Consider the following 15547-nt stretch of genomic DNA (forward strand, 5'->3'; position numbering starts at 1 on the left):
CCTCGATCCTCAGAGTGTCACCGAAAGCACTTCGTCGGCGCTCGTTATCCCGTCTTTCACTTTTTTGGCTCCCGAGACCCGAAGGGTTCTCATGCCCTGACGAATGGCCATGGCCCTAAGGTCGTCGGAGGTGGCTCCCGTCATCACGGCCCTCCTTATCTCCTCGGTCATGGACATTATCTCGAAAATTGCCGTCCTTCCCCTGTATCCCGTGCCGCGGCATTCCTCGCAACCTACGGGCTTGTAGACGGTCGTAAAGCCATCCAGGCCCAGGCTTTCAGCCACGTCCTGTGGCAGCTCATAAGACACCTTGCAGCGGGGGCACAGCTTTCTGACCAGCCTCTGGGCCATCACGGCAACCACAGAAGAGGACACCAGAAAGGGCGGAATTCCCATGTCTACCATCCTTATGATGGAGCTTGGGGCGTCGTTAGTATGAAGCGTCGACAACACCAAGTGCCCCGTGAGGGCTGCCCTGACGGCCAATTGGGCCGTCTCCGTGTCGCGCATCTCGCCAACCAGTATGATGTCAGGGTCCTGGCGCAGTATGGACCTCAAGACCGTGTCGAAGGTAAGGCCCGCCTTTTCGTTTATCTGCACCTGGTTGACTCCCGCAATGGTATACTCGACGGGGTCTTCCACCGTCGTGATGTTCACGTCGTAGGAGTTAAGGGTCTGCAGTATCGAATAAAGGGTGGTCGATTTTCCGCTCCCCGTCGGCCCCGTGACCAATATGATGCCGTAAGGTACTTCTATGATCTTATCCAGGGCCACTTTCTCCTCGGGATCCAATCCTAGCTTTTCCAAGCCCACCATGGCCGTGGCCTGATCGAGCAAGCGCATGACCAGCTTTTCGCCGTAAATGGCGGGAAGGCTCGAGACCCTTATGTCTATGCGCCTGCCCGCTGCGCGAAGGAGTATCCTGCCGTCCTGGGGGTGGCGCTTCTCTGCGATGTCCATGCCCGACATTATCTTTATTCGAGACGACACCGGGGGGTGAAGGTGTTTCGGAAAGGTGAGCATATCAAATAAGACGCCGTCTATCCTGTAGCGCACCCGCGTCTCATTCTCGAAGGGCTCCACGTGTACGTCGGAGGCGCCGCTTTCCACGGCCTGTCCCAATATGGTGTTAACGAGCTTGACGACGGGGGCGTCGTCTATGGAGACGGCCTCTTCCCTCGATAAGTCGAACTCGGCGCTTTCTTCCTCTACCACCTCGATTAAAGCCCTGTCGATGCTCGATTTTACGCTGTAAAAGGACTCTATGGCGCGCTTGATGTCGGAAAGGGTGGCTATCATGATCTCAAGGTCCATGCCCGTTATCATCCTGATCTCGTCGAGGGCCAGGATGTTGAAGGGATCGGAGATTGCTATGGTCAGCTTATTTGCGTTTGCATCGATCGAAAGGGGAACGACCTCAAGCCTCCTGGCCATGCTCTCGGGTATGGTTTCAATGGCCTCCTGCATGGGGCGAAACATGGAAAGAGAGACGAAGGGATACTTCGTCTGCTTTGAAATGGCCTGAGCCAGATCCTTTTCCGTGACCCAACCGTTTTTCACAAGGATCTCGCCGATGCGCAGGTTCGTGGCGGTCTGCTCCTTTAAGGCCATCTCCAACTGCTCGGGCAGGATGTAACCCTGCTCGACCAGTATCTGGCCCAAAAGAGGCTTCCTCTCGGCCTGCTTGTCCCTATTATTCATAGACCTGCCTCCAGACTACCATAATACTAAACAGATTTCGTATTGCCATTATAGCATAACATACAAAAACAGATCAAAAGTGAGCTGAAAAATTCCGGACAATGTTAAAATTTGCTTTCCACGGCACTAACGCTATTGTTTTATTACTTTTATCTAATTAGTTAACAAATATAAACTATCCATAAAAAAAGCCCCTGAAGCCTGTAAATCACACAACTCCACGGGGCCGGTCGCGCTACTCACTCACCCTTCGCTCTTGCGCCCGCCATCGGAAATGCAAAGGGATCATCGTTTCCCCAAAACCATATATTATTCTTTTTTATATCACGGATATCTTATTTTGACAATAGGTCAAATTTTCAAACTGCAAAAATTTTTTTCGTATATTTGTATAGAAAAGATGCCGATCAAAAGACATTGGTTATCCTGATGGCCAGACCTTCAGCCCTATCAGCATCGCTTAGCCTGAAACGATATTGAAAGATGATGTCGAGGTACGAACGTGGCGCATGATAATCGTCTTCCCTGTACCATATCCTCCACATCAAGCCCGGACCTACTCTGTATGCTTCGATGCTCCTAGTAAAATAATGCATGCTCTTTCTGTTATTGCCTGCGCCTTTGAAGGCGTAGGCAGCATCGGCCAATACCTCGGGAGACGCTCCGCAGTCATCGGGGATGGGCCGAATCGCTCTTTCATGCCGTCCCACTTCAGGCTGTCGGTGTTCCTGCGGTTTATAACCCTGTCGAAGGAGGATACCATTTGCGTCACCTCGCCGGGGATATCGGTGTTTTGTAAAAACGGACCGGCTGCAAAGCAACCAGCCGGCTATTTTGCCTATTCTGCTTCAATAATATCAGACCTCAGCCTGTCGATCCTCATCAGAAGGGACATGAGGTACAGGAGGACGCATCCGTTAACTGTGAGAATGACTCCCACTATCCAACCAGGGAGCAGGTTGGATACAATCATGGAAGTTCCAAAGAGTATGGAAACAAGGTTCATCACAAACTGGGTGACGGAAAGATGTACCAGCACGGTGGGCACGACGTCCAATTCTTTCATGCTTTTAACCGCCGACAAAACGGTTTTTACGAGCCCTGTGGCCCCGCCGGCGAGGTTCAGCAGACCGACAAGAAGGGTCAAAAAGGAGACAAGTACGTTAGGAATCACGCAGGAAACGATACCCAGGGCGGCGAAGACAAACCCCAAAAAGATTACAAGCCACGTGCGACGGAAGGGTCCGACGGGCGTACCTCCGAAAGCCAGCATCTGGATGGAGAAAATAACCATCAGGAGGCCGAGTTGGGCGCTTCCCGAAAAAGGCAGCTTGCCGAAGCTTACGGGAATGAGAAGCACTCCGAGGATAAGCATAAAAACACCGGTGATTAGAAGCGTGGCCTTGTCGGCCTCCAGGCCAAAATCGTCGTCAAGGATCTTTACCGCCTGAGGGTAGATACGATAAATTTTCTGGAGCAAAAATGCGACTACAAAAATCGAAGCTCCGTATACCAGCACCGAAATCGCCGTCAACGACGCTGAAAACAGGCCCTGTTTCCACACGAGAAGCCCCACGAACATCGAAAACACGTAAACAGCCCCACAGGCGGGAGCAAGGTAAAGAAAGATTCCTCCATAGCCAAGCCAGGCCTGCAGCTTGTCCTTTGAAACAAGCATCTGCAGTAATTGCAGGAATCCGCCCAGGCAAAGACAGATAATGAGCAGCGCACTAGGAACGAGGGTAAATACGTCCGGAATGAAACATGCCACTATGCCCATTGCGGCGATGGCAATCCCCGCAATCACTACCGCCTTTGACCTGCGCATGTCCCCCGCAGGTGTTCTGCCCAAGGTCACCGTCTGGAGGCCGAACAAAAACAGAAGCAGACCGTAGACGCCGTTTTCATAGTAGGGGATCAGGCCGGAGTACACAGGAAAAAGAAGAATCCCCGTAAGAGTCACTGCCATACCCGCTACGAGAAGAACCACCACGTCGAAGTAAAGGTCCGCCTCTTCGAAAAGAAATTCGGCCTTCTCCAAAAAGTGTTTCCCCCTGGCTGCCGCGTCGGCCATTCTCAATAGTAGGTCCCCTTCGTGCGGTAGTTTTCGCGCCTTTCGGCCGCAAGCTGCCTCGCCAACTTGTCGAATTCCTCCTTGCGCTCCCTGTACAAGGTGTAGAAGTCCCGTGCGCTTTGGGGTAATACGATAACGACGGATTTCTTCTCCATTTCCTGGAGGATATATAGAACCGCCTCGTCAACACCTATGGAGTCGGCCGGCGGGGTCATGTCGCCAAAGATAGGCGTCCTGACGTTGGCCGGACAAAAAACGCTGAACTGGAGACCTTCGACCTCCAGTTCGTACTGGAGGCTCTCGGTCATGGAGATAACGGCAGCCTTGGTCGCCGCGTAAACGGCCTGATACGGTATAGGAAGCAGGCCGGCAATGGAGCCAGCGTTGACGATATGGCCGAACCCCTGTTCCCTCATGATCGGGATGGCCGAGTATGTGCCGTATATAACGCCTTTAAGGTTGAGGTTGATGGCCTTGTCCCATATTTCTAAGGTGACCCGTTCCGTGGGAATGGTAACACCTACACCGGCAACGTTGCATACGAAGTCGAGGTGCCCGGCATGATCGGCGGCGCTTTCGATAAACCTGGCTACCTGCTCCCTCTTGGTGACGTCCATCACTACGGGGAAAACCTTGCCCGGATAATTGCGCCCTAACCGTTGCGACTCGCGGCTAAGGTTTTCCTCGTTGAAATCGCCCATAAAGACAGCCCTGGCCTCACGCTTGAGAAACTGCTCTGTCATCTCAAGGGCTATACCCGATGCGGCTCCCGTAATCGCAGCTACCTTGTTCTCGTAGTATCCACTCATTGACCTCATCCCTTTCTCCCCACCCCTAGGGCAGGACTCTCGAATCGCCCACGTTCAGCCTGGCGGAACCTTTGAGCATCATTGCATAGGAGTACTTCACAACGGGCAGGTTCGCAAGGCAAGTTATCGCCCTGTACTGAAGAGGGTGTTCTTCTGCCGTAAGTTCCGTCCACTCAACGCATCCATCACCCTTCCATGCCTTTGTAACCATCGATTCCTGCGGGTACAAGGTGGCTTGACTTAAAGACGCGCCGCCCTTTCCAAGAGCCGGCAGGTATCTCCACCCGAAGTTGTTGGTAACTACCTTTTCGTTCATTCTCGAGACGGTTTTTTCGTCGAGCTCCTCTTTCCGCCAGAAGTGCATTTTGATAAAGGTGCAGCATTCGTAACTCGCGGCTGTAAACCAGTGGTCCCCTACGTGACGCTCGGAAGCCACATCGGCGAACACCTTGGGCATGCCGTCTTCCTCGCGCCCCCCGAGGATCGGGCAGGCCTTGTTTTCCCAGATGACGAGAGGATAAACCCCCACGAGCCCCTCTTCGTTGCCCTCATAACGGACCGGTACCGAGACCTGTATGAGGCGATATTCACCGTTTGACATCCACTCCACGTCCCGGAAGTTGACAAACTGGACGGTCACCTTGGGCTCCAAAAGCTCGAAGTCGCCGGGGAGGTATTGCAACAGGGCATCTTCGTCCGTTTCAAACTGCACCTGTATGGCCGTCATGTCACCGTGGGTCGTCCGCACCGGGAAGAAAGGATGCCCTGAAAAATGCACGGGCATCTTGTAAACGTAATTCTCCTCGAACCTGAATTTCCCTTTCATACGCCAGACCCCCTCGTATCTTTTAGTTTTTTGTTCCTTAGTGAACAAATGAATACTTAGAATATTTTGAGACTAAATCTCTTTTGCGTCAATATGGCGTTTTATTATGTGTGACCGGACAGCGATAATGTCACCCTTTAAGGGGACAGAGAAAATGTCACCCTCATGAGTTCAGAATAACGAACATGAAGAAGAATGCGGGTGACCTCAAAGGGAGGAATCGGCCTTCCTGCCGGCTCCTTCCCCCGATGACCTGCCCTACATCCTCTGCAAAAGGGCGTTTCTGCAAGGCCTCAGGAGACTCCACCATCTACTGGAAGGGAAGGAAACTGCTGCTTTTGGATGAAAAGCACCGACAGAAACTCCTCAAGCGGGGGGCCGCCATCGAGGTCCTGACCCTTTTGGATGGATCCGACGTCGCACTACACGACGGCGTGATCCACCACCTTGGCGTCTTTTTTCGTATATTTGTATAGGAAGGATGCCGATCAAAAGGCATTGGTTATCCTGAGGGACAGACCTTCAGCCCTATCCGCATCGCTTAGCTTGAAACGATATTGAAGGATGATGTCGATGTACGAACGTGGCGCATGATAATCGTCTTCCCTGTACCATATCCTCCACATCAAGCCCGGACCAATGCTAAAGGCCCATTCCTCATCGGATGAATCGATGCCATCAAATGAAAGGGGATCGCTGTCGTAATCTCCGCGGAAAAAGAGGTGAGGCGTAAAGACGGTCTTTCCCTTTTGCCCTCCCAAACGCGTGCTTCTCCCGGCCCTACACTCTACCACCCCAAAGGTCCGTCCTTCATCCAGCAGATGGGCTACCTCGCCGTAATAAAAAAGATAATCCCAACTGGGATCCGTTACGTTCAAATCGGACCCCCTGTCCCAGGAATAGCCCATGCGGACCTGCCAGTCGTTCGACTCGTCCTGCTTCCAGTGTCTTTCCAAAGCGATGTTCAAGTTTGTGTCGCCTATCGGTTTGTACCTGATGCCCAAAACGTACATCCCCGTATCCCAACCTTCATTGTCGTTTTCAGCGCTCAAGGTCAACCCGTAAGACACATACAAGGACAACTGTCTGCCATTGTCGTTTATCATCTGATAGTAGATCTCCTGCCACATCTGTTGAGTTTCGCCCCCGGAGACGGTCCTGCCCGAGATATAGCCGGGGTATCCGTTCTCTTGGTAAAAATAAGATGTGTACATGCCCCATCGTCGTTCCAAATTGGAGTTCTCGCGCCGAAGGGAGTAAATCCAGCCCTTCGTTTCCTCGTCATTTTCTCCGCGTTTTCTGTATGCTTCGATGCTTCTCGTAAAATAATGCATGCTCTTTCTGTTATTGCCTGCGCCTTTGAAGGCGTAGGCAGCATCGGCCAATACCTCGGGAGACGCTCCACAGTCATCGGACAAGGCTTCATCGAAAAGCTTTGCAGCCATTTCGTCCTCGCCAAGGTTTACAAAGAGGTAGGCAAGCGAAAGCAGCCTGTACTGGGTAGCCGACCGGGGATATAGGGACATGGCCTCCGACATCAGCTTCGCCGCAGCCTCAACGTTACCCTGAGCTTTTTCATATTCCCCAAGCGCCCATAGCACTTCCGCCCTCTGCGAATCCGATTGGGCCATGTTGGACAACCTGTCCATATATCTTCTCAACTCGCTGCCCGACATTGTATTTGAGACGAGCCGTGTGACACCGTAAAACACCATCGGGTCGTCATGAGCGGTCAAATATTTTAACGCCTTACCGGCATCGTTAAGCTCGATGGAGAGGTTAACCAGGCTCAAGCGCACGTTTTCCCGAGCATCCTCGGAAAGGTCGTCAAATTTGAGGGCCTTTTCGAAATCCTCAAACGCCCCTTCCGGATCGCCCAGTTCAAGCGACAAATAGCCCCGCGTCGAATAGGTATAGCCGTTACCCAAACCTCCCAAAATTGCTCTGGTGACCTGCTCCTTTGCCTCCAAGGGCTTCCCTTCTTTCCTCAGTATCTCCGCATAAAGCATTCTAAGAGGGTGGTTTTTGGGGTCTTCTTTCAAAAGTTCTTCAGCAAGGCCTTTTGCTTCCTCTATCTTGCCCGTTTCGTAAAGGTCATAGACAGAAGGCACGGAAGCATGTGCAGGCACAAAGATGTCGGGCAATAAAAAAAGCAACGCAAAGGCAAAAACGGCAAGCAACCTCAGCATATCCTTGCCGTGAACGCAGATATATGATGCGATAAGATGTCTTTCTGTCCTTTTCATGAATGATATCATCCCTATATTAGATTTGATTGATCATTTCCATGTGAGCAAGACCACCCAGTATATTGAGCATATCGCTTTCCTTCATCAGGCAAAACTTTAGTGGCCCCGCCCAGTGCTTCTTTATTTCGTTCAGGCATTCCTGCTCAACAGCTCTGGTGACGGCAAGCCGAAGGGTCCCATCCTTCTCGATCGAGGCCGGAAAGACGAGATAGTCGGCGCATAACTTCTTTGGCAATACATCTGCCATCGCTGCCACATCGATTTCATCCGGGAATATTAGGGGCAACCCCAACTGCTCGGAGAGCGCCTTAGAAAGGGTATCCTCGTCGATCAGCCTGTACTTCATCAATATTTCTCCCAATAACTTGCTGCTTTCCCTTTGCTCTTGCAGTGCAGCCCGTAAGTCCTCCTCCCGCAGGACCTTCCACTCCAATAGGATATCGCCCAATCGTCTTCTGTAGGTGGCTAGCTGTTCATCGGTCGGGTAAACGTGCTGTGTTTTATCCCACACCAAGGGCTTACCCGATAAAAGATGCTCGCCGAAGAGTCTCAATGCCCTCAATGTAGCACAAAAATTTATAAAATTAACCACAAAAATTCTCGGAATGCTTAAAAGCGATTGCTTCCAGCCATAAAGCAAGAACACAAACAATGCGCGGTGCAATAATCTGTTTGCCAGGAAAAATATGTTAAAGATCAATAATGTTCTAGGGATAGGATAGTTATATGAAGGCAAAAAATTAAGCCTAAGACCAACAAATAGAAACATGTAATTGATAAACAGTATATTGGCCAAGAAATTAACGAAAGAGGTAAATAAGCCCTTACGGTCTCTGTACAGAAAGAACTTATCGAATATATCTCCACGCCAGCCGAATGTCTTGGCTCCCTGCAATGCAATGCCCAGTATCCAGCGACTCTTTTGTCTGACAGCCGCCCAAAAGTTATCTGGGAAATACTCAGATACGGATACGTAAAGCTTTCTTGTCCTCCTTATGCCTTTATTGCCCTGGAGAACGATTGGAAAATGCAAGATAATGCCACCCATTCCTGCCTCCGCCAACGTCAATCCGACTGCGTAATCCTCTGTCAGGGAATCGGTGGGGAAGGGGTCTCCTCCATTTTTCTGTTCCAGAAAAGATATGGCGCGCCGACTAAAGCAGGTACCCACTCCGGCGCTTGGTATCCCTTTAGTCAGTCTTTCTCTGACTAAAAGGTCCTTCAAGTGCCACTCGCTGAATTCGTCCATGTAAGTGCACGCCACGAAATCCTTCCATGAGCGCTCCAGCGCCGTGACCGGGATTTGCATCATGTCTTTTCGCGGGAGTAGATAGTTGAATAGCTTCAGCTCCATGGGGTGGACTATGTCCTCGCTATCGTGCAAGACATATCCCGAAAAGCTTATTCCATGCAGCATTTCATAGGAATGTATCTCGCGGACGACGAAGTTAAGACAATCCGCTTTGTTGGTAGGGCCCGGGTGGGTCACCGTGGCTCTGACGACCTTCTGAAATTTTTCCGATATAAAATCAACTTCGCGCGAAGTCTCCGGGTCGTTTACATAGGTGCCGCAAAAAATGACGTAGCGATCGTAATCCAGATGCTTGATCGTCGTCTCAAGCATCTTGCCGATCACTCCGGTTTCATGCCATGCCGGAACCATGATGGCAATCCACTCTTCCTCTTTTTTGTATAGATCCTCAACGGTCAGACGGGGATATTTGGTATATACAAAAAGCCTTCGGTAGATTACTCTCGTCCAATAGTAGATGTCCACCAGAAGATCTTCTATACCCCAGATGAATATGAGATACAGGCATAGGATAAAAGCAGCATGAAGGATCCCATAATAAAAACTAACAACCATAACTTCTGCCACACTCTCTTTCGCATTCAAGCTTCATAAAACAAAGACCCCATTGAAGCACTTGTTTAAAATCAGCGCCTCAATGGGGCCNNTCACCCTTCGCTCTTGCGCCCGTTTAGGTAGATGCAAAGGGATCATCGTCTCCCCATATAATCGCCCATAGTTTATGTTAAGCAACAATAACACAATGTATACTGATTTGCAATGGGCAAAATTAAAAAGATTCCAAATAAATAATCCGTCATTTAGCATAAAGTATCAACGCATATCGGACAACGCATGGTTCAGCACGTTCGCTATTTCTTGAGCTTGCCGAGGTAAGCGGCCGTTACGTCGGGGTTTACCAGCAGGTCCTGAGAGCGGCCCTGAAGCACGATGCGACCCGTCTGCAGGACGTATCCCCTGTTGGAAAGCATGAGGGCCTGCCTGGCGTTTTGCTCAACGAGCAGTATGGTCACTCCTTCCCCGTTGATGCGCTTTAATTCCTTGAATATATCCCTAATCAAGATGGGGGCAAGTCCCAGCGACGGCTCGTCCAAGAGGAGCAAACGGGGGCGCGACATCAAGGCCCTCCCGATGGCGAGCATCTGCTGCTCACCGCCGGAAAGGGTGCCCGCGTACTGGTCCTTTCTTTCCTGAAGCCTCGGGAAAAGGCCGTACACCCACTCCAAGTCTTCTTCAATCTGACGCATATCCTTTCGCGGAAAGGCCCCTATCATCAAGTTTTCGTGGACGGTGAGGGGGCTGAATATCCGCCTGCCCTCCGGCACCAGCGATACGCCCTGGGCCACGACCTGATAGCTCCTTCTGGGAAGAGGCTTGCCGTCGAAGATCACCTCCCCCGATTCCCGGCGCACCACTCCCATGACGGCGTTAAGCAGGGTCGATTTGCCTGCTCCGTTGGCGCCAATGACGCACACTATCTCGCCCTCGCGGACTTCCATAGAGACGCCGTGAAGCGCCCTGATGACCCCGTATGTGACGGAAAGGTTTTGAACGGACAAAAGGGGTTCGGCCATGTCTATACCTCCTCCCCCAGATAAGCGGCAAGCACTTCCGGGTGGCTTTGTATCTCGGCGGGGCTTCCCTCGGCGATCTTCGCCCCGAAGTTCATGCACACTATCCTCGGGCATATCTCCATGACAAGCTCCATGTGATGTTCTATCACTATGATGGTTATCCCAAGCTCCTGAGAGATGCGCCGTATCAGGGCGTTGAGCTCATCAACCTCCTCGGCGTTCATGCCCGCCGCAGGCTCGTCCAAAAGAAGAAGCTCCGGCTCCAGGGCCAGGGCTCGCGCTATCTCAAGCTTTCTTTGATGGCCATATGGGAGGGTGCCTGCAGCCTGGTGGGCCCTGTCGGCTATGCCTACTAGTTTCAAAAGCTCCATGGCCCGTTCCATGGCCCTTTGCTCACAGTGCCTCCATCTGCCGAGGTGAGTCAAGGCTTCGAGGAAGGAGTAGGATTCCTTTCTGCATGCCGTCATGACGTTTTCAACGCTTGAGGCCCTGGGAAAAAGGCGCAGGTTCTGGAAGGTGCGGGCAATCCCCTTGGGGATGATCTCGTGGGGCTTCATCTGAGAAATGTCTTCGCCCTTGAAGGTTATCTTTCCCCCGTCCAGGGGATAAAGACCCGTGATCAGGTTGAATACGGTGGTCTTTCCGGCTCCGTTTGGCCCTATCAACCCCAGGGTCTCGCCCTTTTCAATGGCAAACGACAGGCGATCGACGGCCTTAACGCCTCCGAAGAGCTTACTAACGTCTGAAAGTTCAAGCAAAGCCACCGACGTCACCTCTTTCTCCGCAGGTTCCACAGCTCTTTGGATCCCATGATGCCCTCGGGCCTCAACACCATGATGGCCACGAGCACCCCGCCGTAGATGAGCATGCGGTACTGCGATATGGGGCGAAAGAGCTCGGTGACTAGCGTAATTATGACGGAAGCCAAAAGCGTGCCGCTTAAGGAGCCCAACCCTCCGAAGACGACCATGGACGTAAGCTCCGTCGACTTCATCATGTCGAACATCACGGGCTGGATAAAGGACATAAATCCGGCAAGAAGCGCCCCGGCAACTCCGCAGTAAAACCCGGAAACGGCCAGGCTCAAGACCCTGTAGCGGGCAGTATTGTACCCCAGAAGGGAGGCGGCCAGGTAATCGTCGCGGCAGGCCTTGAAGGCCCTGCCGTAACGGCTGTTTATCAGGTTTACCATGACGATGGCCATCACCAAAAAGAAGGCCACTGCCACAGGCAGGGTGGTGAAGCCCTCAATGCCGGGGTAACCTCTGGCACCGCGAGTCACCGATTGCCAGTTTTCCAGGATAAGCCTGATGGATTCGACCAAGCCAATGGAGGCTATGGCGTAGTAGTCGCCCATCAGCTTCAAGGTCGGTATGCCTATGAGGTAGGCCACGACCATGGCAAGCAGACCCCCCGCAAGTATCGCCAAAAACCAGTGGACGCCGTGCTCGACGGTCAGTATGCCTGCCGTGTAGGCACCGAGGGCCATGTAGGCGGCATGTCCCAGGCTAAATATGCCCGTAAAGCCCGTGAGCAGCGATACGCCCATGACCGCTATGGAATTTATGCACAGAAGGATGATTATTCCGCCAAAGTAGCCCATACATCCATCCTCCTCAGACCTTTTCCGTGGGCTTTTTGCCGAAAAGCCCTGTAGGCTTTACCAGAAGCGTTATCACCAAAAGGGAAAAGACGACCAGGTCTCGAAGCTGGCTTGATATGAACCCAGCCGTCAGCATCTCGGCAAGCCCGAGAATCAGGCTTCCAACGACCGCCCCGGGAAGAGACCCAAGGCCCCCCACTACGGCGGCCACGAAGGCCTTTATGGTGATGCCGCCGAGCTGCGGATAGAGGGTGTAGCGTACGGACAAAAATATGCCGCCCACAGCCGCCAGCATTCCCGCCACGAAAAACACGATGGATATGAGCAGGTTCACGTTTATTCCCATGAGGCCTGCCGTTTTAAGGTCAAAGGCCGCTGCCCTTATGGCAAGCCCCCATTTGCTCTTTACTATGAAAAGCTGAAGCCCCGTCAAGAATACGAAGGCCACGACCAAGGAAAGCAGATCAAAGGCACTGGTGGTGGTTAGCCCAAAGAGGTGCACGGGGTTGGTGGGTATGACGGGCGGAAGGGCCCTGAAGCGCCCGCCTGCGACTATGACGAATATGTTTTCAATCACTATGCTCATGCCAAGCGACGCTATGAGAAGATAGAGGGTAATATTGGTGCGCTCCCGTATGGGCTTGTAGGCTATCCGTTCGGTCAGGACGGCCGCTATGCCTGCGCCGAGCAGGGAAAGGCCGCCTGCCACCCAGATGTTGTTTCCCAGAACCGTCAAGGTGTAATAGCATATGTAGCCGCCGATGACCAAAAAACCGCCGTGGGCAAAGTTGGAAAAAAGGAGTATGGAGTATACCAGAGAGTACCCCACGGCTATCAGTGCATATACGGAACCCAGAGATATTCCGTTAATGAGCTGTTGGGCCAGCGTTCCCAAAGGCCTTCACCTCGTCTCAGTCTTTTTAAAAAGAGGGGCGAGGAGCATTTGACCCCGCCCCGGTAAGGCAGTTACAGCGATCTTATTATTGCGGCCTGATCTTCTTGAAGAACCTGGCCTTGCCGTCCTTGCAAACGAGTATGACGGCGTCCTTGTCCTTTGGGTTGTGGTCCGTCGGGTCGATAGTTAGCACGGCGTGATGGAGCTGAAGGTTAGTGGTGTTTTCAAGGGCGTCCCTGATGGCCTTGCTGTCGGCCTTGCCCGCCCTCTTTATGGCGTCGGCCAGCCAGTAAACGGAGTCGTAGGCCAGCACGCCGTTTACGAACTCCTTGCATTCGTCGTTGTACTTCTTCTTGTAGGCCTCAAAGAAGGGCTGCATGGCGGGGTCCTCGGGGGCCACGTGGTTAACCCAGTAGGTGCCCTCCATGGCATCGCCGGCTATATCCCACATGAACTCGGCATATCCGTCGCCGCCTATGATCAACAGGTCCTTCATGCCCAATTCCCTTGCCTGCTTGATTATTAGCGCCATCTCCTTGCCCATGTTGGGAAGCACCAAGACGTCGGCTCCAGAGTTCCTGATCTCCGTCAGCTGTGCCCTGAAATCGACATCAACGCCGCCGCGGAATCCCTGATCGCTGACGGTCTGGCCGCCATAATCCTTGAAGTACTTCATGAAGAACTCGCGAAGGCCCTGAGAGTATTCGTTGCCCACGTCGTAGAGTATGGCTGCCTTTTTCTTGCCCATCTCCTTGGCCGCAAGATAGGCCAACACTGTCCCCTGATATGGGTCGGTGAAGCATATCCTGAAGGAATAGGGACGCACCTTGCCGTTGTTGTCCTCCGTCACCAGGGGGTTGGTCGAAACGGTACCGATCTGAGACACCCCTGCTCGGTTTACCACCGGAGCCGTGGCGATGTTTATGCCGCTTCCGTTGGCCCCTATTATGGCGAGTACCTTATCCTGCTCTATCATCCTGCGCACGGCGTTCACGGCATCCTCCGCCCTGGTCCTGAAGTCGTAGGGCACTATCTCGAGCTTCTTTCCCAACACGCCTCCCTGAGCATTGATCTCCTCTGCCGCCAATTGGGCCGATTTCAGCTCCGTCTGCCCGTAAGCGGCCCAATCGCCCGTGAGCGCGGCCAGATAACCTATCTTGATGGTATCCTGAGCCATCGCCGCAGAGGCACCGAATATCAATGCAGCCATAACCAAACCCGCTATAATCCTCCTCACGCAATCACCCCCGTATTCTTGATCATTTCATGATGAATTGGAATAGGGAATCCTTTTGCTATTGTAAGAATTTATAGCCCTCCAGGTCAACAAGCTATCTCAGGTTAGGGTCACATAAAAGCGCCTGTCCCTCGGACCGTCGAACTCGCAGAAAAATACGCCCTGCCAGGTGCCGAGCATTAAACGACCATCATGGATGGGTATGACCTGCGAGGCGCCGATGAGGCTAGACTTTATGTGGGCGTCGGAGTTACCTTCGAGGTGCGAATACTCTCCCTTACGCGGAGCCAGGTTCTTAAGCTGTCTCAAGATGTCCTCCCTGACGCTCGGATCGGCGTCTTCGTTTATCGTAACCGCCGCAGTGGTGTGAGGGACGTAAACCACACATAAGCCCTCCTTTATGCCTGAAAAGCTTACGTCCTCCTCCACCGTACGCGTAATGTCTATCAGCTCCTCGCGAGCCTTGGTGCGCAACGTATGAGCCATAAACACCTGAAACACCTCCGTAAAATGTTTCATACCGCAACCTATCCGTCCAGGCCAAAGACGACCTTTAGGGCCTCGTCGATCTTTGACATCACGTCTTCTTCAAGCTCGCCGCGCACCCTGAAAAGGCGCTCGGCGTAATCGATGGGCCTGGTCTGCAGGCAGTCAGCGACGGATTTTTTGGTCAGCCCGTTTCGGGGGGTCGGATCTATTTCCACGTTTGTGATGATCCTGGCCTTCTTTTCGCTCCAGGCCGTTACGGGCACCACCTGAATAACGGGAACGCGCTCGTTGTAAACGTCGTTGGTAACGACCACGCAGGGGCGAACTTTCCCCGTCTCGGAGCCCTTCGTGGGATCAAGGTCGATGTCTATCACCATCCCCCGCTTTAACACACTCATGACGGCCACTCCGCGGTGTTTGCCTTCATCCATTCTCGGGACTCGGCGTCCTCTTCGTAAACTTGGGCGTAAAGGGCCGCCGATTCGCGCAAACGTCGATTGGCCATATCCTTCACATATAGATCAAGGGCAAAACGAACCATTTCGCTTTTGTCCTTGAATCCGAAGCGCTTAAACTGTTCAAGCAATTTGACGTGCGATTCATCGAGTCCGACCTTGACCTGTTTCATGTGAACCCTCCTCTAGACCCTATAATTGGGCCCAATAAATAGTGCCATTGGCAACTGCTATTATAGGGTCTAGAAAATGGAGGGTCAAGCCGGCGAGTTGCCTCACGAAAAACCTGGACGAAAGGTTTACGATTTCTCCGGAGTCATTCA

Annotated in this window: 16 protein-coding genes; 1 reads left to right on the forward strand and 15 read right to left on the reverse strand. The window is 52.5% G+C overall.

Going from position 1 to position 15547, the window contains the following annotated elements; all coding sequences use genetic code 11:
* Positions 1 to 9 precede the first annotated feature (9 nt).
* The 5 genes from B3N34_RS02110 to B3N34_RS02130 all read right to left on the reverse strand — a co-directional run bounded on the left by B3N34_RS02110 (position 10) and on the right by B3N34_RS02130 (position 5410).
* Positions 10 to 1701 (reverse strand): GspE/PulE family protein, encoded by a 1692-nt coding sequence (locus tag B3N34_RS02110; protein ID WP_286974519.1) that lies wholly within the window; start codon positions 1699 to 1701, stop codon positions 10 to 12.
* Positions 1702 to 2108: 407 nt separating this feature from the next.
* Positions 2109 to 2411, reverse strand: coding sequence for an NfrA family protein (locus tag B3N34_RS02115; RefSeq protein WP_286974521.1), 303 nt, complete (start codon positions 2409 to 2411; stop codon positions 2109 to 2111).
* Positions 2412 to 2539: 128 nt separating this feature from the next.
* Positions 2540 to 3775, reverse strand: coding sequence for a hypothetical protein (locus tag B3N34_RS02120; protein ID WP_286974582.1), 1236 nt, complete (start codon positions 3773 to 3775; stop codon positions 2540 to 2542).
* Between the two features lie 2 nt (positions 3776 to 3777).
* Positions 3778 to 4593: an SDR family NAD(P)-dependent oxidoreductase gene (locus B3N34_RS02125; RefSeq protein WP_286974522.1), complete on the reverse strand. Its 816-nt coding sequence runs from the start codon at positions 4591 to 4593 to the stop codon at positions 3778 to 3780.
* Positions 4594 to 4609: 16 nt separating this feature from the next.
* Positions 4610 to 5410, reverse strand: coding sequence for an acetoacetate decarboxylase family protein (locus B3N34_RS02130; protein ID WP_286974584.1), 801 nt, complete (start codon positions 5408 to 5410; stop codon positions 4610 to 4612).
* Positions 5411 to 5658: 248 nt separating this feature from the next.
* On the opposite strand from B3N34_RS02130, the gene B3N34_RS02135 reads away from it, so the two are divergent.
* Positions 5659 to 5886: a hypothetical protein gene (locus B3N34_RS02135; protein WP_286974524.1), complete on the forward strand. Its 228-nt coding sequence runs from the start codon at positions 5659 to 5661 to the stop codon at positions 5884 to 5886.
* Positions 5887 to 5898: 12 nt separating this feature from the next.
* Here the strand turns inward: B3N34_RS02135 and B3N34_RS02140 are convergent, their stop codons facing one another.
* The 10 genes from B3N34_RS02140 to B3N34_RS02185 all read right to left on the reverse strand — a co-directional run bounded on the left by B3N34_RS02140 (position 5899) and on the right by B3N34_RS02185 (position 15397).
* A complete protein-coding gene (locus tag B3N34_RS02140; protein ID WP_286974527.1) occupies positions 5899 to 7656 on the reverse strand; it encodes an NfrA family protein in 1758 nt (585 codons plus the stop codon).
* Positions 7657 to 7675: 19 nt separating this feature from the next.
* Positions 7676 to 9526, reverse strand: coding sequence for a glycosyl transferase family protein (locus B3N34_RS02145; protein WP_286974530.1), 1851 nt, complete (start codon positions 9524 to 9526; stop codon positions 7676 to 7678).
* Positions 9527 to 9822: 296 nt separating this feature from the next.
* A complete protein-coding gene (locus B3N34_RS02150) occupies positions 9823 to 10545 on the reverse strand; it encodes an ABC transporter ATP-binding protein (RefSeq protein ID WP_286974533.1) in 723 nt (240 codons plus the stop codon).
* Positions 10546 to 10547: 2 nt separating this feature from the next.
* Positions 10548 to 11309, reverse strand: coding sequence for an ABC transporter ATP-binding protein (locus B3N34_RS02155; protein WP_286974535.1), 762 nt, complete (start codon positions 11307 to 11309; stop codon positions 10548 to 10550).
* A gap of 5 nt (positions 11310 to 11314) precedes the next feature.
* Complete coding sequence (locus B3N34_RS02160) at positions 11315 to 12148, reverse strand: branched-chain amino acid ABC transporter permease (RefSeq protein ID WP_273002586.1); 834 nt, start codon at positions 12146 to 12148, stop codon at positions 11315 to 11317.
* 13 nt (positions 12149 to 12161) lie between these two features.
* Positions 12162 to 13043, reverse strand: a complete 882-nt coding sequence (locus B3N34_RS02165) for a branched-chain amino acid ABC transporter permease (RefSeq protein WP_273002587.1) — start codon at positions 13041 to 13043, stop codon at positions 12162 to 12164.
* Between the two features lie 85 nt (positions 13044 to 13128).
* On the reverse strand, positions 13129 to 14280 hold the full coding sequence (locus tag B3N34_RS02170) for an ABC transporter substrate-binding protein (RefSeq protein ID WP_286974541.1): 1152 nt from the start codon (positions 14278 to 14280) through the stop codon (positions 13129 to 13131).
* A 99-nt stretch (positions 14281 to 14379) separates the two neighbouring features.
* On the reverse strand, positions 14380 to 14766 hold the full coding sequence (locus tag B3N34_RS02175) for a secondary thiamine-phosphate synthase enzyme YjbQ (protein WP_286974587.1): 387 nt from the start codon (positions 14764 to 14766) through the stop codon (positions 14380 to 14382).
* A 41-nt stretch (positions 14767 to 14807) separates the two neighbouring features.
* The gene (locus B3N34_RS02180) at positions 14808 to 15167 is read right to left on the reverse strand and encodes a type II toxin-antitoxin system PemK/MazF family toxin (RefSeq protein WP_286974543.1); all 360 of its coding nucleotides are present in this window, start codon (positions 15165 to 15167) and stop codon (positions 14808 to 14810) included.
* On the reverse strand, positions 15164 to 15397 hold the full coding sequence (locus B3N34_RS02185; protein ID WP_213698125.1) for a hypothetical protein: 234 nt from the start codon (positions 15395 to 15397) through the stop codon (positions 15164 to 15166). The genes B3N34_RS02180 and B3N34_RS02185 overlap by 4 nt, the downstream gene beginning before the upstream one ends.
* Positions 15398 to 15547 lie beyond the last annotated feature (150 nt).

Source organism: Acetomicrobium sp. UBA5826, assembly GCF_002433005.1.
Lineage (GTDB): Bacteria > Synergistota > Synergistia > Synergistales > Acetomicrobiaceae > Acetomicrobium.